Below are 21,399 nucleotides of genomic sequence, written 5' to 3' on the forward strand. Positions count from 1 at the left end.
AGCTTAGCCGACTGCAATCACCCTACTCTTTTCTCAAATGCTCGATATTATAATAGTCGAGTTCAACGAGATTTCATGCAAGCTCTGACTTTAAAATCTGATCGGGCGATCGCTGAACTGTTCTATCAAGTCACCCATTCAGGCAATCTGACTCGCACTCAAAGCCACGGATTGCGGGAACTCTGCCAAAGCGCTCTCAGCGAAGACGCCAGAGATGCAGTCAACCGCCTGCTGCACGCCATCCGCCGCGGATGGGTCAGGATTTCCGATTAGTCTCCTCACACAAGAAGTTGAGATTAGTATTTCTCCTTTCTCTCCTGTCAAGCTTTGCCAACAATAAGATTTTCGTGAGTAGGTCGCTCCATTAACCCTCTCCCAAAAAAATTGTACTGCGATCAAAAAGCTCGACCCGGTTTCTTGAAGAAGCCGGGATTTTTGATTTGAAGCAGCCAGTCGATTTGAGATTTGAGATTTGAGATTTGAGATTGACTTCACAGATGAATGTGGGAGCTTGAACTAGAGCTTAAAATTGGGGGCGGATGGCCCCTCCTGTCGGAAACTTGTATCGGTTTTTGGGCGGGTTATTAAGTATATCCACGGAACAAAGACCACACCAAGAAACTAGGTAAATCTAGGTAAAAGCGGGTTTATAAACACCGTCAAAGTTTTACGTTGAATTAAGCCAAGCGATTTAGCTAGCAGTCATTAGTAATCTATTAATAGATAAATATTAACAAATTTGTCACAGTCTCTTGACAAAAAGTAGAGATTTCGGAGTTGCCAAAAGCGAGGAATCGGGACAGAGTTGGTGTTTCAAGTAGCAGGGCTATCGAGGACATATCCAATTCCCTAGTCCGGCTGACACAAATCACTCATCAAGAGCCAATGGATCACATTTACTCCCGTAGTTGAATCACATAAAAATTGGGAAAATCAGTCAATACTGTCAAGAGTCAGTAAAAAAAAAACACACATGATGACCACCCAAACGCTTTTACCTCAATTTACTATTGCAGAGCTAGTCTTTCAGGTATATCACTCCGGTCTGCTGACTCCCACTCACCGACAACAGCTCAAGACAGCCCTGTTAAATGACTGTCTTACCGAAGAAGATCAAACAGCCATCAACCGCTTGCTCCACGCCGTTCGCCGTGGCTGGCTGAAAGTTGTAGATTAAAGTCGGTTCTAAATTTTTTGCCACTACTCTTTAAATGCACTGTCACTTAAAGGCAGAATTAAATCCCCTTAAAAAAATCAGGCATTAGCCTAAATGTAGGGTGCGCCACAGGCACCCTGCGGTTTTAACTTCTATTTTCTCAGCTTATTTAGTCAGAGATTGTGCCGTCAGGCATCATGGCCTCTCTCAGATTCGCTTCATCCAAATTTGTCCCGCGCAAAGAAGCTTGATGCAAGTTTGCTCCCCGGAGATTTGCTCCCTTAAGGGAAACTCCGCTCAAATCTGCTTTATGGAGATTTGCACAGCTCAAGTTAGCTCCGCTCAAATCGGCTCCCTTCAAATCAGCTTTTTCCAGATTTGCTTCCGTCAAATTAGCCCAACTCAAATTTGCTTGAGTTAGGTTAGCACGGCTGAGGTCAGCTTGTGTTAAGTTCGCATCCGTTAAATTTGCTTTGCTCAGGTTGATTCCGCAAAGCTTTACTTGTGTCAAGTTTGCACCTTGCAAGTTAGCGTTAACTGCATAAACTTGAATCAAAATTGCCCCCTGAAGGTTTGCATCTCTCATGTCTGCACCCCTGAGACTCGCCCCCGTTAAATCGGCCCCGCTGAAGACGACACTCCGCAAGATGGCTCCGCTCAAGTTCGCTCCCACCGCCTCGCATTCGCCAAAATTAGCGGACATGAGGTTGCCTTGGGAGAGGTTGGCTTGGCTGATATCTGCTTGATACAGATTGGCTCTGTAGAGGGTGAGACCGATCGAATTTGCACCTTTTAAATTAGCGTGACTCAGGTCAATATCGCGCAAATTTGTCCTTGACATATGGGCACCGCTCAGGTCTACTTTGTGAAAAACCCGTTCTCCGCCTGCATACCGTCTGAGAAGTTCATCTGCATCCATGTCATTTTCCCCAAAATAATTAATAATACCTTTGATATTTCAATAATATTAGGAATGAGTGACCTTTACGTTTCTTGGCCTGAGTACCATCGGAAAATTGAGGATTTGGCTGTAAAACTTGAGGAATCTCACTGGAAATTCGATCGAATTGTCTGTCTGGCCAGGGGAGGGCTGCGGGTTGGAGATACTCTGTCACGGATTTTCGACAAACCTCTGGCGATTTTAGCGGCCTCGTCCTATGGTGGGGCAGAGGGAAATGTCCGGGGTGCGATCGAGTTTGCCCGCGATTTGACAATGGTGGGCGATAATTTGGGCAGCCGCATTCTCCTGATTGACGATTTGGTGGATTCGGGAATTAGTTTAGAGCAAGGTATCGCTTGGCTCAAGAGTCGCTACGGCGAGGATATTCAGGAAATTCGGACTGCTGTGCTTTGGTACAAAGCTTGTTCTGTGGCAAAGCCGGATTATTATGTAGATTATTTGGCTGACAATCCTTGGATTCACCAACCGTTTGAAATGTACGAAAAAATGAGTGCGGCTGATTTGGTGGCGAAAGTTGGGAGTTAGTCAATAAAAGACTAAAATCAGGTCAATTTTTTATACAATTTTGCCGATATCTTGCACTTTTTGGCATAGTCCGCCATGGGTTAAAAACCCCTGTCTCATAGCTAAAGTCCTCTGAAAGAGGACTGGATATTTATCAAGGTTGGGCAGTCGGTTTCAACCGACTTTAGCTATGAGACGGGGAATTAATTCCTCGGCGGGCTTGTGGCTAAGTGCAAGTCTGCTGATACAATTAGCGAATCGAAAGAATACGATCGCCCAATTCCATACTATCTGCCAAAACTTCCTGCCGCGCCCACCTATCCGCGGCCAAAATATCGTCTAAACCAGGACTTTCACAGTTATCGGTTTGATGTTTGTCGCACGCCTTCTCAATCAGCTTCGGAATATCTAAAAACTGAATCTTCTCCTGCAAAAATAGCGCTACTGCCTGTTCGTTTGCCGCATTCAGCACCGCCGGCATCGAACCGCCCGCACGTCCAGCCGCATAAGCCAACTGCATACAAGGATACTTTTCGTGGTCTGGTTCTCGGAAAGTCAAATCCCCAGCTTTTACCAAATCCAGCCGTTCCCAATCTGTATGAATTCGCTCCGGCCAAGACAAAGCGTAAAGCAGCGGCAAGCGCATATCCGGCCATCCCAATTGCGCCAAAACTGAGGTATCTTGCAGCTCAATTAACGAGTGAATTATGCTCTGGGGATGAATGACAATATCAATGTCGTCATAATCCATTCCGAATAAGTAATGAGCCTCAATGACTTCTAATCCTTTATTCATCAAAGTAGCAGAATCGATCGTGATTTTCTGCCCCATAGACCAATTCGGATGTTTCAAGGCATCGGCTACTGTTACTGCGGCTAATTTGTCGATCGGCAAATCTCGAAAAGAACCGCCCGAAGCAGTGAGAATAATTCGCCGCAACCCGCCAACCATAACACCTTGCAGGCATTGAAAAATTGCTGAATGTTCCGAGTCAGCAGGCAATATTTTAACACCGTATTTTTCGATTAAGGGGTTGACAACGGGGCCCCCTGCGATTAATGTTTCTTTATTTGCTAAGGCGATATCTTTGCCTGCTTTGATAGCCGCAATTGTTGGCAGCAAACCGGCACAGCCAACTATGCCCGTGACGACGGCTTGAGCGTCACCGTATTGGGCAACTTCGACAACGCCTGACTCGCCAGCAAGTAAAATAGGTTGAGGGTCGAGATCTGCGATCGCCTCCTTCAATTCCAGTAATTTATCTTCGTCGCAAATCGCGACAATTTCCGGTCGAAATTCGCGAATTTGCTGGGCCAGCAACGTTACATTTCGTCCCGCGGTTAACCCGACAATCCGAAATTGATCGGGGTATTGAGCTACAATATCCAGAGTCTGAGTGCCGATGGAGCCTGTGGAACCGAGAAGAGTTATTGCTTTCACAATTTTTTAATGTTTTGTGGATTATTCTAATATTACGATTGCGGGGATAAAAATTAGTGGTTAACTATTGCGTGGAAAGCACATTCGATGGAATCATATTTTGAGTGACCACCTAGTGCCAGATTTCATGCAGAATAGGGAAAATTTTGCTGATGACCGTGAGGACATCAGTGTCTCGATCGCCGAAAATATAGAGGAAGGTCGATCGCAGCTACCGTCGAGTTTGGTTTGGGCGATCGCTACTGCTGCGACAATTTTCTTTTTGTGTAGCAGTTTACGGCACGCTTTATTCCAATCAACTGCTTTCGATTTGGGAATTTTTGACCAAGCAATTTACTTGATCAGCCAAAACCAAACGCCTTTTTCTTCTTTAATGAGGATGCATATTTTGGGCGATCACGCAGCGGTAATCTATTATCCGCTAGCTTGGCTGTACAAAATTTACCCGGATGTGCATTGGCTGCTGTTGGTACAAGCAGTTGCATTATCCCTGGGGGCTTGGCCTACGTGGAGTTTAGCGCGTTTGGCAGGTTTAAATCAAGAACAATCGCGTGCGATCGCATTGATTTATTTGCTCTATCCGGTGGTATTTAACATCAATTTATTTGATTTTCACCCGGAAGTAATCGCTTTACCCGCACTTTTGGCAGCAATTTTGGCAGCGCGTTTAAATAAAATTGTGTGGTTTTGTACCGCTATTGTGTTAGTTCTCAGTTGCAAGGCGGTTTTGTCCCTAACCGTTGTTGCTATGGGTTTCTGGCTGTTTTTTTGCGAAAAAAAGCAACGGTACGGGGCGATCGCACTTTTGCTAGGTGCAGCTTGGTTTTTGATAGCTTCCCAGAAAATCATCCCCTTCTTTAGCGGTAGCGAAGTCGCTGGAGTCGCGCGCTACAGCTATTTAGGCAAATCCGTAGTAGAAATTATCATCAATCTCATATTAAAACCACAGTTAGTATTAGGAAAAATCTTTTCATTCGATACATTCAAATATTTATTTCTCCTCACCTTACCTGTGATTTGGCTGCTATTGCCATTTTCCGGCAAACTACGCCTAAAATATTTAACCGCCCTAATTCCTGCCATCCCTACCCTGCTGATAAATATCCTCTCTGACTTGTCATTTCAACGCAGCTTAGCCTATCAGTATTCAGTCCCTGTAATTCCATTTTTATTTTTAGCAGTAATCGCGAAGGAAGAAACAAGGAACAGGGAAGAAATAAAAGGCAACCAGGAAGAGGATAAAGCAAATAAGCAACATTTTTTAACATGGGTCAATCTGCCACAATTTAAAAACTTCCGAATTTCTCAACTTTGGCAGGGAATTCAACTGCCGAGAATCATGATAATTTGGTCATTACTAATTTTCCTATGTGTGGGCGAATATAAAGATTTTTATCTGTACATAAATCGACTGGATACCTGGCAAGCTACACGCGAAGCAGTCGCACAAGTTCAACCGCAAAGCAGTATTTTAACAGATAATAGACTTGCCCCTCACTTTACCCACCGCCCCATAGTAAAATTGCTGTCACAAATTTCGCCCCAAACAAATTTAGCTGAATTTCAATACATATTATTAAATCTGCGCCATCCCTGGCCTGATACTGAAAAACTTGGTGCTACGTTAGCAAATAAACTTAAAACTTCTCCCGATTTTAAATTAACTTATCAAAAAAACGAAGTCCTGCTATTTAAACGAAGGGCTGATTAAACCAATAAAATGCTAACTTTCAAATCCCTAAAATCTCATCCAGTATTTTTAATGATTGTCGTGACAACGATAGTCTTATTTGCCGCCAGCAGCGCGCGGCACGCTTTGTTTCAGTCAACTGCATTCGACTTAGCAATTTTCGACCAAGCAATTTATTTAATCTCCCAAAATCAAACGCCATTTTCCTCTTTAATGGCAATAAATATTTGGGGGGATCACGCTGCTTTTATTTTCTATCCCCTAGCTTTACTTTACAAAATATATCCAGATGTTCACTGGCTTTTTTTAGTGCAAGCTGTTGCCATAGCTTTAGGCGCTTGGCCGAGTTGGAGTTTGGCACGTCAAGCCGGATTAAATAATAGCATATCTTGGGCGCTCGCCTGTACTTACCTCCTCTATCCATTAGTATTTAATGTCAATCTCTTCGACTTCCACCCAGAAGTCATTGCTTTACCAGCACTGCTAGCAGCAATCTTAGCCGCGAGGCTCAATCAAACCTTGTGGTTTTGTGCTGCTATTGTATTAGTTTTGAGCTGCAAAGCCGTCCTATCTTTAACTGTGGCTGCGATGGGTTTGTGGCTGTTGTGTTTTGACAAAAAACGTAATTGTGGGTTCATAGCTCTCTTTCTAGGCGCGGGTTGGTTCCTAGTAGTTACTCAGGCAGTTATACCGTATTTTAATCAGGGAAGAGAACACGCGGCAATTGGGCGATATCAATATTTGGGCAACTCAGTTTTGGAAATTGCTATTAATTTAATAGTGAAACCCAATCTAGTTTTAGGGCGTTTATTTTCTTTAGAAACTTTGGAATATTTAGCCTTATTGCTATTACCAGTAGTTTGGTGGCTGTCCCCGCGCCATCTGTCATCTTTAATTAGTGCTGTGCCGATGTTGGCGATGAATATTCTTTCCGATCGCCCCGCTCAACGGGATTTAGTTCATCAATATTCTGTGCCGATATTGCCGTTTTTGTTGGTTGCCGTAATTTCCAGTTTAGCAGCTAGCAATCAGCAAAAGGGAAAGACAATATTTGATAGATTGCCAATTCCTAATTATCCATTGCCTAGAGTCATTGTAATTTGGTCGTTGATTGCTTTCTTAGCTTTAGCGAAATACGGCTATTTTTGGACTATTTATTTAAATGGGTTCGACACTTTACCAGCTACCAGAGAGGCAATTTCTCTTGTTGAAACCAAAGGCAGTGTTTTAACAAATGTTCAGATTGCTCCGCATTTAGCGCACCGCCCTGTAGTAAGATTAACTCAGGCTAACGCGCCGCCTGCAAATCTCGCAGAATTTGATTATGTATTGCTGAACCTCAGATATCCTGGCTGGATGAGCGATCGAGCTTTTGTGGAAAACCTCATAACTCAACTAAAAAACAACCCTCAATTTCAACTAAAATATCAGCGAGACGACATATACCTATTTACTAAGAGTCATTAGTCAGCAGTCATCAGTCAGTAGTCATTAGTCAACAGTCAACTGTCAACAGTCAACAAATTCCCGCTAATCCTCCACTTTCAAAGCCCTTCTTGCCAACTTCACGTAAGTTTTCACAGTTTCATAAGGCATTTCCAAATCAGCAGCAATATCAAACAAAGATTCCCCCAATTCCCGGCGCCCCAAAATCGTCGCCCAAGTTTCCGCAATTTCAGCAGCGCGACTTCCCCCTTTACGCTTTCTGTGCGCCATAAACTTCTGTGTCAATTCATCTATTCGCGCGGCCAATACGCTTTGTATCGACACTTCAGGTAGCGCTTCCGTCAACCATTGCGATCGCGTTTGTCCCAATCCAAAAGTTGTTTTGTGGCCAGTGCCGCAGTAAGGCGCTAACCGCCCCAAAGCATAAAATAATTGTACAAAATCAGGACGATTGTGAGCGGATGGCCCTAGCCCAAATTCCACAGCCCCAGTGAACCCAGTTACCATGCCTTTTTTGCCCGCCGCTACCTTTTGCGACTCCAAGTTGTGGCGGCTAATAATTGCATTTTCATCAATCCAATTCAAAAATTCTGTTTGGTCAAATTTTACCCCCGAAAAATTATTCCAGTTACGCAAATAGCTGTGAAAAACATTTTCGGGAACTGGCAGAGGGAAGTGATGGCCTTTGCTACGAAAGCTTGTAGGAGTCACAAAACTAAGTTTGATGGTTGGGAAAAATGGGGGTTCTGCTGTTAATAATTGCTCATAAGTTGTGGGTGCAAAAGCAATATCCCAAGAGCGAATTAGCAGCGGAGCATTTCGCAAATCTATCTCTTTGGGCAAATTTTGCAGCCACTGACTCAGCCACTGCACTACGGGCTTTGAAAGTCCTGTTACGTACCAGCGATAAATGCGATCGCCCAAAAGCTGAAATTCTTTGCCACCAGGGAGCAAATCACCTTCCAATCCCGAAATAGTAAAGGCTTTTTCGGACTGTTCATCGTGCAAAAGTTGCGATAAATCCGCGTCAGTTTGCTGTACTTGACCTAAAAACCAAGCGTGCAAACCTATAGCATACTGCGCGTACAGATAGCTAGCAGTGCGGGGAGTCAATTCAAACACTAATCCGACTAACTCAGTGTCAGCCGGCCAAATCAGCCCAGAAGGAGGAGATTTTTTGCTGTGGGTGCGGTTCGGGGAAGTTGCCATCAGATGCCGTGCCTATAGCCGTCACAGAAAGAGCGCCGTGCTATCTTATCCGATTTTAATCCCCTTTGGGGGATGATAGTTGAGGGCGATCGATCGCCCAAATCTTTTGGCCGCTCCAAAAACCAGGTCTGCCGCAAGTTTGCCGCACCCTCCGGGATAGACAAAAACCACTAAAAAACCAACAACCTAAAACTCAATCTTTGTCAAGGTTTTCTTCCTTGTAACTAAACAGAAATATACCAGTGTTTAAAATCACATTCTGCGCTACAATTGTCAAAAGCTCGTAGCATCCTCAACTCCGATCCTAAACTATGAACACAACAGAAAAATCTAAACTCTCCAACGAAAAAACTTTGGAGGCGATGAAGAATTTCTCCGAAACCTACGCCAAGCGCACGGGAACTTACTTTTGTTCTGAACCTTCCGTCACTGCTGTCGTGATAGAAGGACTAGCAAAACACAAGGATGAACTAGGCGCTCCCTTATGCCCTTGTCGCCATTACGAAGATAAAGAAGCCGAAGTAAAAGCAGCCTACTGGAACTGTCCCTGCATTCCCATGCGCGAGCGCAAAGAGTGTCACTGTATGTTATTTTTGACGCCAGATAACGATTTCGCTGGAACTAATCAGGAAATTGGAATGGATCAAATTCAAGCTGTGAGAGATACTATGTAATCGGTTAAGTAGGCGGTCGTGAAATGGCAGTAGTTTTGAAAATAAGTCGGAATTTTTCCTGTTTTTAAGACTTAGCTATTAAAAAACAATCGATCGCCGCCTACTCAAACACACATCCGCCATCGAAAATACCCAATCTCCAATCGAATGACAGAGGAAATGCCGAGCGAGTTTTGGCAAGGTATCGAACAGTTTAATAGTCAAGACTTTTATGCTTGTCACGACACACTAGAGGCTTTGTGGATGGAAGCTGGCGACCCAGAAAAAAGATTTTATCAGGGAATATTACAAATTGCCGTCGCGCTTTATCACTTAGGAAATCACAACTGGCGCGGTGCAGTAATCTTGCTGGGAGAAGGAATAAATCGGCTCAGTTATTATCAGCCTAGTTATGCTGGAATTGCTGTTGAAGACTTGCTCGGACAAAGTGCTAAACTTTTGAGCGCTTTGCAACAAGCTGGCCCGGAAGAAGTAGCTAAATTTCAACAGTTATTCGCAGGTACAGAAATTGCTGGCTTGCAATTGCCGCGAATTATCAAAGTACCAAAAAGTTAAATCAATGTTTGTATTAGGGTTCAGTATACTTGGCCTCTACACAGAGGCGGGCTGGCTGCCCAAGCAGATTAATTGACTGTGGAACGAGTATCTTGCCGGTTTCTGGGTAAGACAGTTGCAGCCACTCAGTAAAATAGCCAATTAAATTCGCTGTTGTCTTGCTACGATAATTGGTTGAGACTATCGGCTCAATCGATCGACCTCACGGGAATCTTTCTGGCCGTTAAGATAAAATATCTAACTGGATATAATCCCCTTCAGCAATTTCACAAATATTGAGGCTCCAAGCTTATGATGCCCTCCGCTAAACTACTCAATTCCAGACTATTCAAAGGATTATCGCTGCTTTTGCCCCTGACTCTGGCAGGCGCGATCGCCTCTCCCACCTACCCGCAAGCCGGGCCACCCCGCACTCTCAGTGTGCGATCGGACATTCAAGAAGCCGACTCCAAAACCGGCATCGTGACAGCCCGCGGCAACGTCCAAATCAACTATCCAGCCCGCCAAATACAAGCAACTGCGGCTCAAGCTCAATATTTCAGCCGCGAGCGCCGGATCATTCTGAGCGGAGATGTTTACGTATTGCAGCAGGGCAACAGCCTGCGCGGCGAAACCATAACATACCTGATCGACGAAGGGCGATTTATTGCCCTCCCAGACAACCCAGGACAGGTAGAATCTGTTTATCTGGTTGCCCCCGAACAAGATGCGGCAGCCCAAAATGCAGTGGGCTCCCCACGTCCAACTACAGCCCCCCGGTAACAGTGGCTCGCAGCAGCGAAATTTCGCCTCAGCCAAAACACACTACTTGGGATAGATGCGAAATTTCGTCTTTATAAAACTCACAAACTTGAAAATGTAAAATTTAAATTAGAGACTCGATCGCACAAAGCCGCAGTCTGAAATTTAGCTTGTAGAGGTTGCCGGGAGCGAAAATGAAAATTGTACTCGAAAATATTCACAAATCCTACGGAAAACGCAATGTAGTTAGTCGCGTCAACCTTTCGGTAGCCCAAGGAGAAATCGTAGGATTGCTCGGCCCCAACGGTGCCGGCAAAACCACAACATTTTACATAGCAACCGGATTAGAAAAACCCAATCAAGGCACCGTTTGGCTAAACGATTTAGACATCACTAAATTGGCGATGCACCAGCGAGCACATTTGGGAATTGGCTATCTCGCTCAAGAAGCAAGCATTTTCCGAAACATGAGCGTGCGGGACAACATTTTGTTAGTTTTAGAACAAACTCAAGTGCCGCGCTGGGAATGGCGCGAGCGAGTCGATTTCCTATTGCAAGAATTTCGCTTAGAAAAAATAGCATCTAGTTTGGGAATTCAAATATCCGGGGGAGAAAGACGGCGGACTGAACTAGCCAGAGCATTAGCTGCAGGGCGAGACGGGCCCATGTTCCTATTTTTAGACGAACCGTTTGCAGGCGTCGATCCAATCGCCGTAGACGAAATTCAAACCATTATTGCTAAACTGCGCGATCGTAAAATCGGCATCCTCATCACCGATCACAACGTCAGAGAAACCCTCGAAATTACCGATCGAGCATACATCATGCGAGACGGCCAAATTTTAGCCTCCGGGGCTGAAGAAGAACTCTACAGCAACCCTTTAGTGCGACAGTATTACTTAGGTGACAACTTCGTGCGATAGTCTTTTGAAGGAATTCCGCATCCGCCATAATTTTAGATTTGAGATGTTAGATTGAGGAGCCAACTGCAAAAATCCCCAAGTATGAAAATAGCAATATCCAATTCTTTGAATCCCATCAACTGGCTGCCGAGAATTTCAGTAATGGACTGGTACATTACCAAAGAATTAATCGGCCCCTTTTTATTTGGCGTCGGACTCTTTACATCCGTCGCCGTCACAGTTGGAGCTTTATTTGAATTAGTCCGCAGAGTAGCAGAATCCGGCCTCCCCTACGGCGCAGCCATAGAAATTTTTCTCCTGCAAATTCCCTACTTCGTAGTATTGGCTTTCCCCATGTCAATGCTGCTAGCAACCTTAATGGCCTACAGCCGAATGTCAAGCGACAGCGAACTCATCGCCCTCCGCAGTTGCGGAGTTAGCGTTTACCGATTGATACTGCCTGCAGTGGTTATGAGTTTAATTGTTGCCGGCTTCACCTTTGGTTTGCAAGAGTTAGTTGTACCCGCCGCTAGCTACAGAGCTACTCTGACTTTAGACAGAGCCCTGAAGCGAGAAAAACCCACATTTCAAGATAGAAATATTATCTACACAGAATTTCGCAAACCAGAAAAAGGCGGCGACGAAATCCTCGCCCGCTTTTTTTATGCAGAACAATTTGACGGCCAGCAAATGAAAGGTTTAACAATTATCGATCGCTCCACCCCAGGCCTCAATCAAATCGTTTCTTCAGAATCCGCTACTTGGAATCCCTCAGAAAATACCTGGGATTTTTTCAACGGAACCGCTTATATAGTAGCTCCTGATGGCTCTTACCGCAATATAGTTAGGTTTCAACACCAGCAATTGCAACTCCCCCGCACGCCCTTAGATTTAGCTGCCAGAGCGCGGGATTTTAAGGAAATGAACATTGCCCAAGCTTTAGAGCGTTTGGATATCCTTAAAAACAGTGGCGACGAACCGCAAATTCGCAAATTAAAGGTGCGAATTCAAGAAAAATATGCTTTTCCTTTCGTGTGCATGGTATTTGGTTTAGTGGGAGCAGCTTTGGGAACTCAACCGCGCCGATCCGGCCGAGGAACGAGTTTTGGTATTAGCGTAGTTGTGATTTTTACTTACTACGTATTTTCTTTCATCACCAGTTCTATGGGCGTGAAAGCTGTTTTGACTCCGATTCTGTCGGCTTGGCTGCCGATCATGTTTGGCTTGGGAATCGGAGGATTGTTGTTGGTGCGGGCCGCCGCTAGGTAAGTTTTACCACTACACTAACATTGGGAATGGCGAATTCGGAACTTGTACTGCAATTCGACTGCCTTCGGCTCCCTTCCCTCCGACTATGCTGAGGAAAACCCAAGTCGAAGCCCAGGAACAGCGTAGCCTAAGTATTGGGAATTGATAATATCGTTTTCATGACCGAACTTCCTTCATTTAAGGATTAGAAAAAGTATTGATTTCGCCACCGCCAATGTAGCGTCCCGGAGCCAGGGAGCGGGGTGTAGCAAAAGTTTGAGGTTGAATGGGCTGCACGCCCTGATTTGTATTTTGGGGAACAACTCCAAAGTTAGGTGGCTCCGGCAAATTAAGCTGACTCGGTGGAGGTGTTTGAAATTGAGAATTAGCTGAATTAGGAGAGAATTGAGGGCTAATTATCTTGCTTCCGCCAATCCCATTCGGAAAGGGAGATGGACCGACATTTGGAAGTAGAGGTGTTGGCGAAGGTATGGTTACTGGAGGTACCACAGGTTGAACTTCAGGTGCGAAGCCGGAGCCAGATAAATTAGTTTGGTAGGGATTTTTCGGCAAAGCCACCGTTGCAGCCCCTGCATTAATTTCGGGAAGGCTGGGTACTCGGGAAGTTAACCCAGCCAATGATTCAGGGACTGTAGGTGTCGGTTGTAAGAATTCTTGAGATTCCTTGCTCACAGTATTTGTCGGAGCCACAAGTGGGGGAAGTGCTGCGGGAACATTCACAGGATTTGCTCCACTTTGAGCTGTAGCGGTTGTTGGGAGTAAATTTGTCGCATTTCCTGCGGCCGGATCGGAAGCCGGTCGATCGAGCAATTTAGCCGAGTCTGCTGTTTTCTCAGCCGAAGCCGCCGTTGCCGAAGTGTTAGCAACGACGTATTTTTTCATAGCTGCTTGCAGCGGACTCAAAGGCAGAGAATTTTCGTTTTGTTTACCTGAATTAGCATCACTCGACGCCTGGGATAAAGTGGCTGTCGCTGTACCCCCAGACTCAGGCTTGATCGTTTTTATCCCGGAAGTTAGTCTCCCACTGCCAGATAAACTCAACGCTGATGTGGCGTTTGAACTTGGCAAGCTGGAATTTTGGGGGTTATTGTTTCCGCCCTCGACAGCAGGATCTGCTAAATTTGGCAAGGATAAAAATCCACTGCTTCCTACCCGCTTGGGGGCTGAAGATGGCTGAGGAGTTTCTAAGTCCCGATCTCGAAGTTCGTCGAATAAACCTTTGCTTTTTACTACTGATGAATTTAACAAGTTTAGTTCAGAAGCAGTAGAGCCATTAAACTGATTGACTAGCACTGGTAAGCTGTCGATTTCAGCCGCAATGGCGGTATCTTCAGCAGATAGCCCTGATAGCGAAGCTGGAGTGTTTAAGGCTGGTTCTTCTTCGCCATCTATGCTCAACCTTTCTGGATTTACCGAGACCTCCCAGATAAATAACCCCCCCGCACACAGCACGGCTAAGGGAGCCCAAACTGCGGGTTGCGTCCAGTGGCGCAACCGCGCTATTAGATAGCGGACAGATGTAGGAAATCGCTTAAAAATTGACATAGTTTTGCTTCCATCCGATCGTGCGGATTTAAAACTATTTTTCCTAGTCTACCATATCAATCTTGATTATTTTTGCTATGCCGGGATAAGTGCGATCGGGAGCATCTCGGTTTGGCTTTTACTGTCGGTGTGCGATCGTCCGGCTCGCTATATTTATAGACTTTGCTGTGCGGGACGGATCGGACTCCCAAAAAACGCTTTTTACTTTCTGCAGAGATGCTCCGAGTACGATCAAACTTTTGATTGAAAGTTGCGAAAGCTCAATGCAACCGATGAAAATCAATAAAGCACTGGTAGAAATATGTCTTGCTTTCCTTAAATCAAGGGGCATAAGATGATAAAATATTATGGGGTGCTGTGCCCGGTCTGCCGGGTCTGTCAGCAGATCGACCTCAAACCAAAATGTCAAGGTAAAATTGGCAATTGCTGAGAATAACACCCAAGGAAAGTGGAGAGGAAATTAATGAAAAAAGTAGTTGAAGTATTAGCAAATCGGGAACAACTAATAGATCGATCGCTGGAGATTGTGCTGTCGAAAATCTCCGAAGCCATAGCCGAACGCGGACTTTGTACGATCGCCGCAGCGGGCGGAAGCACACCGGAACCGCTCTACACAGCGCTCGTAGCCCAAGACCTGCCTTGGGAGAAAATTCACGTTTTCTGGGGCGACGAACGCTACGTTCCCCCAGAACACCCAGACAGCAATCAAAAAATGGCGCGCCTCGCGTGGCTCGATCGAGTGAATATCCCCGCCAGCAACATCCACCCCATGCCCACAGGCGCCGGCGACCCCGCAGCAGACGCGGCGGCGCACCAAACCGAATTGCAGCAGTTCTTCAAAGTATCCGAGGGCGAGTTTCCTGCCTTCGACATCATTTTATTGGGCATAGGAGACGACGCCCACACAGCCTCTCTATTTCCCGGCACAGAAGCCTTGGAAGTCCGCGATGCCCTAGTAACTGTCGGCAACAAAGACGGTCAACCGCGCATTACCTTTACAGTCCCCTTAATCAACCGGGCCCGGTGCGTCATCTTCATGGTCGCAGGAGCCAGCAAACAACCCGCCCTTGCTCAAATTTTTGCCCCCGCAGCCGACGACATGACTTATCCAGCCAGACTCGTTCAACCAGAAGGCGAGCTTTGGTGGCTGCTCGATGCGGCGGCTGGCGAAGCAGTAAAATAGCCGACAGAGCCGCAAGCGTGCCAACACAGTCAGCATTATCACTAACTCCATCTTGCCCATCACAGCTAACGTCACGGCGTCAGCTCAGTTGCTACTATTAGCGAAGCAATATAAGAATTGTGGCTGTTAAAGTTAAAATTTGACCATATACACGAGTATTTTTATGAGGCTGATTTGAAAATCTGGCCGATAGCAAGGAGAAATCGATGATTGTCTGTCCCAATTGCAATCACCAGAACCCCGACGGGGCCAGCCAGTGTGAGGCTTGCTACACGCCTTTACCTGTTACCGCAAGTTGCTCGAACTGCGGTGCAGCAGTTCAGACAGATGCAGCATTTTGCGGCCAGTGTGGCTTTAACTTGCGTCCGGGTTCCATAGTTCCAGAAGTTGAGGTGACAGTACCGTCCCCCTCACCTGTAGGCCCGACAGTGGTATCGTCACCGGCGCCGGATTTAGTCCCACCCGATCCCCTGATGGCGGAACCTCTAGTTACCCTGAATAAGGGCCTTAACTTGGAAAAAACTCCCGCCAGCATTCCGACGATTCCCGATCCCCCGCCATCGCCCTCGGTTCCTGTTACAACTGAATCGGTGGCAACACCAGTAAATATCTCTCCTACGGTTCCGGGCCCACAGCCAGCAGGTGTAGCTAAAACTCAACTGCAACAGCAGTCGGCCCGCCTGCTACACGTTCAGACAAATACGCCGATGGAATTGCCTCACAGTCTGTCTGTGGTTCACATAGGCAAGCCAAATGACTTAGTACCGCCGGATATTGATGTTTCGGGATTTGCTAATTCTGAGATAGTTTCTCGGGTACACGCAAATCTCCGGGTGGAGGGAGATGCTTGCTACCTAGAAGATGTAGGCAGTTCCAACGGCACTTACGTCAACAATACTCCGCTACCCAAGGGAAACCGCCACCGGTTGCGACCGGGAGACCGCATCTCTCTGGGCAAAGGAGACCTGGTTACGTTTTTATTTCAAATCTCTTAGAGCGAGTTTGGATTGGGCGATCGAAAGTCTAAAATCTAAAATCGCATATTAAGGCGCTCTACCAAAACTCAATGCTGCCAATGTGATTAAGCTGACCTTGCTACATCCACTCCAGTCTATACCCGTCCGCAGTTGGATCTTTGAAGACGAGCAGGTCGTCCGGATCGGGCGCTCGACCGAAAACCACGTCGTTCTTTTTAGCGCTGTGGTTTCTCGTCGCCACATCGAATTGCGGCGCAGCGGCATAACTTGGGAACTGATCAATTTAGGTACCAACGGCACTTACCTCGATGGTAAGCCGATCGCTAAGGTTCCCATTGTGGACGGTCTGATCGTTCACTTGGCTCGCTCAGGGCCGAAAATTCAAATCAACGTAGGTCCGAATCAGTCCTCAGTCCAGTTAGGACAAATTAGCGTCAAGCCCAGGGAGGCTAAGGAAATTAACGCTCCCTCGGGCGGCGTGCACATTAGCACGATTCCTGTTCCCGACCAAAAAGAAGTTGGCACTTCCAGGGAAGAGGAGGAGTTAACCGAGGCAGATAATAATCGCCATTATTCGGAAGAAGAATATTAAATCGGCTTCTTTGGACGATCGACATTTTTCAAAGGCGGCACTCAGGAGTTTATTTATGAGTACATCACCACAGATTGTTAGGCGCAGCGAACTGCTCAACCGACGCACGATCGACCGCAGAACGGCGGAAGAGGTCGGCAGGGTAGATCGAGTTTGGCTCGATGCTCACTCCCAGCGCGCGATCGGCTTTACTTGCAAGTCGGGACTTTTGGGCAGCAAAAAAACTTGGTTCGCTTGGGCGCAAGTTGATACGGTGGGGGAAAATGTTTTTGTCACCATTAACCCGGAACTGCCGGAATTGCATCAGCCGGAACAAGCTGTTTGTCCGATCGGCCTTGAGGTGCTCACGGACGCTGGGAATAAGGCAGGTGCAGTGGTTGACTACCTATTTGATGTCCGCACGGGTTCAGTCACCCACTACCTATTTAAATCGAGCGGCTGGCGCGGTGTTTTAGACGACATTTACTTGTTACCTGTGGCAGCTATTTCGACTATCGGCAGCAAGCGGGCGATAGTCTCTGAAGCTGCTGTATCGGAGCCAGTGCAGTACGCGGAGGGACTGCACAAAAAAGTCGGTCTGGTAGCAGAGTTTTTACAGGAAGATTTCGACAGAACTCTCAAAAATGTGGCAGGTGTGAAGCGGGGCGCTCAAAGTCTGGCGGAAAAATTCCAAGATAAAGCTCTCGAAGTCAGGGATGTAGCTCAAGAAAAAGTTGCAGAGTTGAAGCGGCAAAGGCAAGAATCTGTCCGACCAGAGCCGAACCCGGAGCCGCCCGACTTAGATTTGAGCTGAAGTTTGGCCTTCCCGCTCGCCGGGGGACTAATTGCCGATCACATTTGGGTATCGCGCGCGCGAGGAAGGTCGATCGGTATTTTCGCTATGAGAGATTGATGCGTTGTCGCTCAAAATTCCAGTGCTGCTCAAAGCATTGTATTTTAAATGTATCGCATCAATAAGGAAAATGTTAGCAACTCAAAAAGACCTATGCTGTTGGATACAATCAACAAGTATTTTATCTAGAGACCCCAGGATTAATAATGGGTTAACTTCTTGCTTTATAAACAGCGAGTCGTTGAGCAGTGACTGTCGCCCGAGCGAGAACTTGAATCAGCGGTGCAACCCGCACCGGTCTGAGTTAAATTCTCGGGTTCATCAGCGGGAAAAGGATTCTTTAGCCGATCGAATTGAGCGGCTCACCCATCGGCACAATCGCGTCCTCACAGACCAAATTAATCAAGCGGTTTTAACCACTGTCCATCACTGGGAAGTTCACCCGATTAATAACATCGTGTGTGGTTGTTACCGAGGACAGCAAAAATTTGTGCCTGCCCCAAAAGCTAACCCTCAAAAGTTGGTTGAAATGCCTCAAGCCGCCAAAAGTTCGACTTTTACGGCAGATAGAGGGAATAGTTGCGCACTGACGACGCCTTTAAAAAGCAAATTTTTTGCAGTTTTCTCCCAAAAAATCTCTCTGGAAGTATCCCCGTTTCTGTCTGGCGGTGGAGTGTCAAAACATCAGTGATTACCTTAACTCTTTTACATCCTATCCAGTCTGTCCCAGTTCAAAGTTGGTGTTTTGAATCAGAACCGGTGGTTCGGATCGGTCGATCGAACGACAATGATGTAATTATTTACAGCGCTGTAGTTTCCCGCCACCACGTAGAGCTGTGGAATCACGCCCAGGGCTGGGAAATTATTAATTTTGGTGCTAACGGCACTTATGTAGATGATAGACCGATCGCTCAGGTGTCCGTTGTGGACGGGATGACAATTCGCTTGGGCAATTCCGGGCCAAAAATCAGGATTCGGGTGGCCGCCACGAATCAACCGGGCAAAATAATCAAGCCACCACAGCGCGAACTCCGGCAAAACGACGAAGTTTCAAAAGACAGGTCAACAGCTTGGCCTGGGGGCGTGGGAATCATCGAAGACGATGAACATGGGGGGCTGACTCACATCGATCTTGACTGACCAGCAGCTATCTCTCCCTGCTGGCTAGCTCCAACAAAGCGACCGAGGTCCAATTCGAGCGTCTAACTAATATTGTGGTAAGTGGCCTGATTTGTGCCTAAATATCCCTATACATTAATTAACAGGTTCTGTAGTAGAATGTCAGCCTTCTAAAGATAAGATTGGGGGGAGAGCGATCGATATTAGCTCACTTTCGCTGTTTGCCCAGCGGCGGTAATCTAAGAGCAACTGGTACATCAACCGCTGTTTCACGCTCAGCAGTACGCTCTTGAGCAAAGCATTCCCCGTTGCTTCTAAAATGGGTTTGGGCGTCAGCCAAAACGGCGGCGGTAATTCTACTTGCACTTCCAAATCCGCTTTTCCCTTCAAGTATGCTACCCCGCTGCTTTGGTGTACACAAAGCTTTCCTTTGAGATTGAGAGCAAAGCGATCGTTTATATAACCTACGCCACGAATGTCGCAGGCGACGGACTCCAAATTGATTGTGCCATCCGACTCAGCCCACACCCTCATGTCTACTGTGGGTTGAATGCTCAGCATCATAAATTGTAACGGTCGCATTTTTAGGCGGAAACAGTCATCGCTTAGCTGTTCTGTGCGACTTTGATCGACAAGGGCGTTCACCAGTCGCCTTGGCTGGCGCAGATAATGTTGAATGGGAACTCGTTCCTCTGGTACGGCGATCTCAACGGATTGGGAAGAATTAAAGCGGATATACATGAGAAAATATCAAAATAAAGGATTCCTAAGCATATCTTAATAAAGTATCACCTTTTTTAAGGTGACATAAGTCGCGCACTAAGTCGCGAACCCAGCAATGTCATCCGATAAATCACTGATAAAACCTTTCGCGACATCGCTAATTTTTCATCATACTTCCTAGCTGATGAGAGTAAAGCAAACATTTGTAACCTAAAATTTCCTCTAAATGAAAATTTCTATCGCACATCTCGGCCCTGTTGGTACAAATGCAGAAACAGCGGCTCTAGCTTATGTCAATTGGTTGAGCTTGGAAACTAACTTGGAATGCACCCTATGTCCTTATTCCACCATTTCCCAAGCGCTAGAGGCATCTGCCGTAGGGCAGGTTGACTATTCAGTTGTACCCGTCGAAAATTCGATCGAAGGCAGCGTGACTGTCACCTTAGATACACTGTGGCGACTCGATCAACTCCGCATTCAACACGCCTTAGTTTTGCCAATTTCCCACGCCCTGGTGTCTAATGCTAAAAATTTTAACGAGATTCACAAAGTTTACTCTCACCCGCAAGCGCTAGCTCAGTGTCAGGTATGGTTGGGGCAGTTTATTCCCTCAGCTCAATTAATTCCGGCCAATTCAACCACGGAAGCATTGCAATATCTGGAAGATAGAAATGTAGCAGCGATTTCTTCGCCAAGAGCGGCTGAACTTTACAATTTGCCAGTGTTAGCTCACCCCATTAATGATTATCCCGATAATTACACTCGCTTTTGGGTACTCAGCAGGAGTGGTGGAGAAATTGGAAACGTAGAATCAGGGGCTCGCTCATCCATTAAATCCATTACACAATCTGCTCCTGAGTTGATCCTCGATGCTTCACCGTCTAATTGCACCCATACCTCACTAGCTTTTAGCGTACCTGCCAATATGCCGGGAGCACTGGTAAAACCTTTGCAAGTATTTGCCAGTCGGGGTATTAATTTAAGTCGGATTGAATCTAGACCGACTAAAAGATCGCTCGGAGAATATATTTTCTTTATGGACGTTGAGGCTAACGCCTGCCAAGCATTTGTTCGCTCTGCACTCGAAGAATTAAAAAATCACACAGAAACTTTAAAAATCTTTGGTTGCTACAATGTACTGTCAGTAGTATAATTTTCTTTTATGTAGTATACTTTTTAAGTCAAGCTTAGGAGGCTGGTGAGATGAATGCTGATGAACTTCTCAAACGATACGCAGCCGGAGAAAGAAATTTTCATGAAACAAACTTGAAAGAGGCTTCTTTGCGAGAAGCTTTCCTAACTCATATTAATCTAGCCTGCGCGAATCTCAAAGAAATAAATTTTGCTTTGGCAAACTTAAGGGGGGCAAACTTAATAGCTGCCAAGCTCAAGAATGCTTGCCTGGTGATGACAAAACTCAATGGAGCTAACCTGAGCCGAGCCGATCTAAGTTTCGCACGATTAACAGGAGCCGACATGATTGAGGCAAACTTGGACAACGCCAACTTGAGCGACACCAAAATGATTGGTGTTAATTTGAGCGGAGCATCCTTGTACGCCGCAAACCTGATGGAAGCGAATCTCCTAGATGCTTGCTTGGACAATACCAACCTCGAAAAAGCCAATCTAAGCGAGGCTAAACTGCGGGGAGCGAGTCTGATAAAAGCCAACTTGAGAAATGCTTTCTTGTGTGAAAGTAACCTTGAGGGCGCAGATTTGAGAGAAGCTGATTTGAGCGGTGCTAATTTGAGCGGCGCATTTTTATGCGGTGCTAATTTTGAGGGAGCTAAGCTAGATGAGGCAATTTTAAGTGGGGCAATACATTTTTGCGTCAGACAAGTTTGATATCACGCAATAATATATAACCGGAGAATCCGACA

The 21,399-nt window shown here is 46.1% G+C and carries 23 protein-coding genes; 18 read left to right on the forward strand and 5 right to left on the reverse strand.

What is annotated here, in order from left to right; translation table 11 throughout:
• Positions 1-75 precede the first annotated feature (75 nt).
• A complete protein-coding gene (locus tag QUA57_RS01185) occupies positions 76-273 on the forward strand; it encodes a hypothetical protein (RefSeq protein ID WP_242724634.1) in 198 nt (65 codons plus the stop codon).
• Between the two features lie 703 nt (positions 274-976).
• Positions 977-1,177 (forward strand): hypothetical protein, encoded by a 201-nt coding sequence (locus tag QUA57_RS01190; RefSeq protein ID WP_333056545.1) that lies wholly within the window; start codon positions 977-979, stop codon positions 1,175-1,177.
• Between the two features lie 148 nt (positions 1,178-1,325).
• On the opposite strand, the gene QUA57_RS01195 is transcribed toward QUA57_RS01190, so the two are convergent.
• Positions 1,326-2,075 carry a pentapeptide repeat-containing protein gene (locus QUA57_RS01195; RefSeq protein ID WP_333059056.1) on the reverse strand — a complete coding sequence of 250 codons (750 nt, stop codon included), beginning with the start codon at positions 2,073-2,075 and terminating at the stop codon, positions 1,326-1,328.
• 54 nt (positions 2,076-2,129) lie between these two features.
• Here QUA57_RS01195 and QUA57_RS01200 point away from each other — a divergent pair, with 54 nt between their 5' ends.
• A complete protein-coding gene (locus tag QUA57_RS01200) occupies positions 2,130-2,642 on the forward strand; it encodes a phosphoribosyltransferase family protein (protein ID WP_333059055.1) in 513 nt (170 codons plus the stop codon).
• 229 nt (positions 2,643-2,871) lie between these two features.
• On the opposite strand, the gene dxr is transcribed toward QUA57_RS01200, so the two are convergent.
• Positions 2,872-4,062: a 1-deoxy-D-xylulose-5-phosphate reductoisomerase gene (gene dxr, locus QUA57_RS01205; protein WP_333059054.1), complete on the reverse strand. Its 1,191-nt coding sequence runs from the start codon at positions 4,060-4,062 to the stop codon at positions 2,872-2,874.
• A 127-nt stretch (positions 4,063-4,189) separates the two neighbouring features.
• Between dxr and QUA57_RS01210 the strand changes: the two genes are divergently transcribed.
• Both QUA57_RS01210 and QUA57_RS01215 read left to right on the forward strand, forming a co-directional pair.
• On the forward strand, positions 4,190-5,773 hold the full coding sequence (locus QUA57_RS01210) for a DUF2079 domain-containing protein (protein ID WP_333059084.1): 1,584 nt from the start codon (positions 4,190-4,192) through the stop codon (positions 5,771-5,773).
• 9 nt (positions 5,774-5,782) lie between these two features.
• On the forward strand, positions 5,783-7,219 hold the full coding sequence (locus tag QUA57_RS01215; RefSeq protein WP_333059053.1) for a DUF2079 domain-containing protein: 1,437 nt from the start codon (positions 5,783-5,785) through the stop codon (positions 7,217-7,219).
• A gap of 63 nt (positions 7,220-7,282) precedes the next feature.
• Here the strand turns inward: QUA57_RS01215 and cas6 are convergent, their stop codons facing one another.
• Positions 7,283-8,407: a CRISPR-associated endoribonuclease Cas6 gene (cas6, locus tag QUA57_RS01220; protein ID WP_333059052.1), complete on the reverse strand. Its 1,125-nt coding sequence runs from the start codon at positions 8,405-8,407 to the stop codon at positions 7,283-7,285.
• A gap of 311 nt (positions 8,408-8,718) precedes the next feature.
• Between cas6 and QUA57_RS01225 the strand changes: the two genes are divergently transcribed.
• The 5 genes from QUA57_RS01225 (at position 8,719) to QUA57_RS01245 (ending at position 12,548) form a co-directional block, all read left to right on the forward strand.
• Entirely contained in the window at positions 8,719-9,081 is a 363-nt protein-coding gene (locus tag QUA57_RS01225; RefSeq protein WP_172186333.1) for a ferredoxin-thioredoxin reductase catalytic domain-containing protein, read from the forward strand.
• Between the two features lie 147 nt (positions 9,082-9,228).
• Entirely contained in the window at positions 9,229-9,636 is a 408-nt protein-coding gene (locus QUA57_RS01230) for a DUF309 domain-containing protein (protein ID WP_333059051.1), read from the forward strand.
• A gap of 291 nt (positions 9,637-9,927) precedes the next feature.
• Positions 9,928-10,398, forward strand: a complete 471-nt coding sequence (locus QUA57_RS01235; protein WP_333034780.1) for an LptA/OstA family protein — start codon at positions 9,928-9,930, stop codon at positions 10,396-10,398.
• Positions 10,399-10,571: 173 nt separating this feature from the next.
• Complete coding sequence (gene lptB, locus QUA57_RS01240) at positions 10,572-11,300, forward strand: LPS export ABC transporter ATP-binding protein (RefSeq protein ID WP_333034782.1); 729 nt, start codon at positions 10,572-10,574, stop codon at positions 11,298-11,300.
• An 81-nt stretch (positions 11,301-11,381) separates the two neighbouring features.
• Positions 11,382-12,548: an LptF/LptG family permease gene (locus QUA57_RS01245; protein ID WP_333059050.1), complete on the forward strand. Its 1,167-nt coding sequence runs from the start codon at positions 11,382-11,384 to the stop codon at positions 12,546-12,548.
• A 177-nt stretch (positions 12,549-12,725) separates the two neighbouring features.
• On the opposite strand, the gene QUA57_RS01250 is transcribed toward QUA57_RS01245, so the two are convergent.
• On the reverse strand, positions 12,726-14,093 hold the full coding sequence (locus QUA57_RS01250) for a hypothetical protein (RefSeq protein ID WP_333059048.1): 1,368 nt from the start codon (positions 14,091-14,093) through the stop codon (positions 12,726-12,728).
• A gap of 463 nt (positions 14,094-14,556) precedes the next feature.
• Between QUA57_RS01250 and pgl the strand changes: the two genes are divergently transcribed.
• From pgl to QUA57_RS01280, 6 genes are all read left to right on the forward strand, one after another.
• On the forward strand, positions 14,557-15,276 hold the full coding sequence (gene pgl, locus QUA57_RS01255) for a 6-phosphogluconolactonase (RefSeq protein ID WP_333059047.1): 720 nt from the start codon (positions 14,557-14,559) through the stop codon (positions 15,274-15,276).
• A 206-nt stretch (positions 15,277-15,482) separates the two neighbouring features.
• Positions 15,483-16,271 carry an FHA domain-containing protein gene (locus tag QUA57_RS01260; RefSeq protein WP_333034786.1) on the forward strand — a complete coding sequence of 263 codons (789 nt, stop codon included), beginning with the start codon at positions 15,483-15,485 and terminating at the stop codon, positions 16,269-16,271.
• A gap of 82 nt (positions 16,272-16,353) precedes the next feature.
• Positions 16,354-16,845: an FHA domain-containing protein gene (locus tag QUA57_RS01265; RefSeq protein WP_333034787.1), complete on the forward strand. Its 492-nt coding sequence runs from the start codon at positions 16,354-16,356 to the stop codon at positions 16,843-16,845.
• A gap of 55 nt (positions 16,846-16,900) precedes the next feature.
• Positions 16,901-17,638, forward strand: a complete 738-nt coding sequence (locus QUA57_RS01270) for a PRC-barrel domain-containing protein (RefSeq protein WP_333059046.1) — start codon at positions 16,901-16,903, stop codon at positions 17,636-17,638.
• 310 nt (positions 17,639-17,948) lie between these two features.
• Positions 17,949-18,368, forward strand: a complete 420-nt coding sequence (locus QUA57_RS01275) for a hypothetical protein (RefSeq protein WP_333059045.1) — start codon at positions 17,949-17,951, stop codon at positions 18,366-18,368.
• A complete protein-coding gene (locus QUA57_RS01280; RefSeq protein WP_333059044.1) occupies positions 18,365-18,817 on the forward strand; it encodes an FHA domain-containing protein in 453 nt (150 codons plus the stop codon). Before QUA57_RS01275 ends, QUA57_RS01280 begins: the two co-directional genes overlap by 4 nt.
• 141 nt (positions 18,818-18,958) lie before the next feature.
• Here the strand turns inward: QUA57_RS01280 and QUA57_RS01285 are convergent, their stop codons facing one another.
• On the reverse strand, positions 18,959-19,537 hold the full coding sequence (locus QUA57_RS01285; protein WP_333059043.1) for a DUF1997 domain-containing protein: 579 nt from the start codon (positions 19,535-19,537) through the stop codon (positions 18,959-18,961).
• A gap of 208 nt (positions 19,538-19,745) precedes the next feature.
• Here QUA57_RS01285 and pheA point away from each other — a divergent pair, with 208 nt between their 5' ends.
• Together pheA and QUA57_RS01295 are read left to right on the forward strand one after the other, a co-directional pair.
• Positions 19,746-20,672 (forward strand): prephenate dehydratase, encoded by a 927-nt coding sequence (gene pheA / locus QUA57_RS01290; RefSeq protein ID WP_333059042.1) that lies wholly within the window; start codon positions 19,746-19,748, stop codon positions 20,670-20,672.
• A gap of 50 nt (positions 20,673-20,722) precedes the next feature.
• Positions 20,723-21,364: a pentapeptide repeat-containing protein gene (locus QUA57_RS01295; protein ID WP_333059040.1), complete on the forward strand. Its 642-nt coding sequence runs from the start codon at positions 20,723-20,725 to the stop codon at positions 21,362-21,364.
• Positions 21,365-21,399: the final 35 nt, after the last annotated feature.

The sequence above is a fragment of the Microcoleus sp. Pol7_B2 genome, assembly GCF_036701035.1.
Lineage (GTDB): Bacteria > Cyanobacteriota > Cyanobacteriia > Cyanobacteriales > Microcoleaceae > Microcoleus.

Excerpts from the sequence above, each read along its gene's own strand:
- QUA57_RS01185 (WP_242724634.1), top strand. The coding sequence starts at position 76 with ATGCAAGCTCTGACTTTAAAATCTGATCGGGCGATCGCTGAACTGTTC.
- QUA57_RS01190 (WP_333056545.1), top strand. The coding sequence starts at position 977 with ATGACCACCCAAACGCTTTTACCTCAATTTACTATTGCAGAGCTAGTC.
- QUA57_RS01195 (WP_333059056.1), bottom strand. The coding sequence starts at position 2,075 with ATGGATGCAGATGAACTTCTCAGACGGTATGCAGGCGGAGAACGGGTT.
- QUA57_RS01200 (WP_333059055.1), top strand. The coding sequence starts at position 2,130 with ATGAGTGACCTTTACGTTTCTTGGCCTGAGTACCATCGGAAAATTGAG.
- QUA57_RS01210 (WP_333059084.1), top strand. The coding sequence starts at position 4,190 with ATGCAGAATAGGGAAAATTTTGCTGATGACCGTGAGGACATCAGTGTC.
- QUA57_RS01215 (WP_333059053.1), top strand. The coding sequence starts at position 5,783 with ATGCTAACTTTCAAATCCCTAAAATCTCATCCAGTATTTTTAATGATT.
- cas6 (WP_333059052.1), bottom strand. The coding sequence starts at position 8,407 with ATGGCAACTTCCCCGAACCGCACCCACAGCAAAAAATCTCCTCCTTCT.
- QUA57_RS01225 (WP_172186333.1), top strand. The coding sequence starts at position 8,719 with ATGAACACAACAGAAAAATCTAAACTCTCCAACGAAAAAACTTTGGAG.
- QUA57_RS01230 (WP_333059051.1), top strand. The coding sequence starts at position 9,229 with ATGACAGAGGAAATGCCGAGCGAGTTTTGGCAAGGTATCGAACAGTTT.
- QUA57_RS01235 (WP_333034780.1), top strand. The coding sequence starts at position 9,928 with ATGATGCCCTCCGCTAAACTACTCAATTCCAGACTATTCAAAGGATTA.
- lptB (WP_333034782.1), top strand. The coding sequence starts at position 10,572 with ATGAAAATTGTACTCGAAAATATTCACAAATCCTACGGAAAACGCAAT.
- QUA57_RS01245 (WP_333059050.1), top strand. The coding sequence starts at position 11,382 with ATGAAAATAGCAATATCCAATTCTTTGAATCCCATCAACTGGCTGCCG.
- QUA57_RS01250 (WP_333059048.1), bottom strand. The coding sequence starts at position 14,093 with ATGTCAATTTTTAAGCGATTTCCTACATCTGTCCGCTATCTAATAGCG.
- pgl (WP_333059047.1), top strand. The coding sequence starts at position 14,557 with ATGAAAAAAGTAGTTGAAGTATTAGCAAATCGGGAACAACTAATAGAT.
- QUA57_RS01260 (WP_333034786.1), top strand. The coding sequence starts at position 15,483 with ATGATTGTCTGTCCCAATTGCAATCACCAGAACCCCGACGGGGCCAGC.
- QUA57_RS01270 (WP_333059046.1), top strand. The coding sequence starts at position 16,901 with ATGAGTACATCACCACAGATTGTTAGGCGCAGCGAACTGCTCAACCGA.
- QUA57_RS01285 (WP_333059043.1), bottom strand. The coding sequence starts at position 19,537 with ATGTATATCCGCTTTAATTCTTCCCAATCCGTTGAGATCGCCGTACCA.
- pheA (WP_333059042.1), top strand. The coding sequence starts at position 19,746 with ATGAAAATTTCTATCGCACATCTCGGCCCTGTTGGTACAAATGCAGAA.
- QUA57_RS01295 (WP_333059040.1), top strand. The coding sequence starts at position 20,723 with ATGAATGCTGATGAACTTCTCAAACGATACGCAGCCGGAGAAAGAAAT.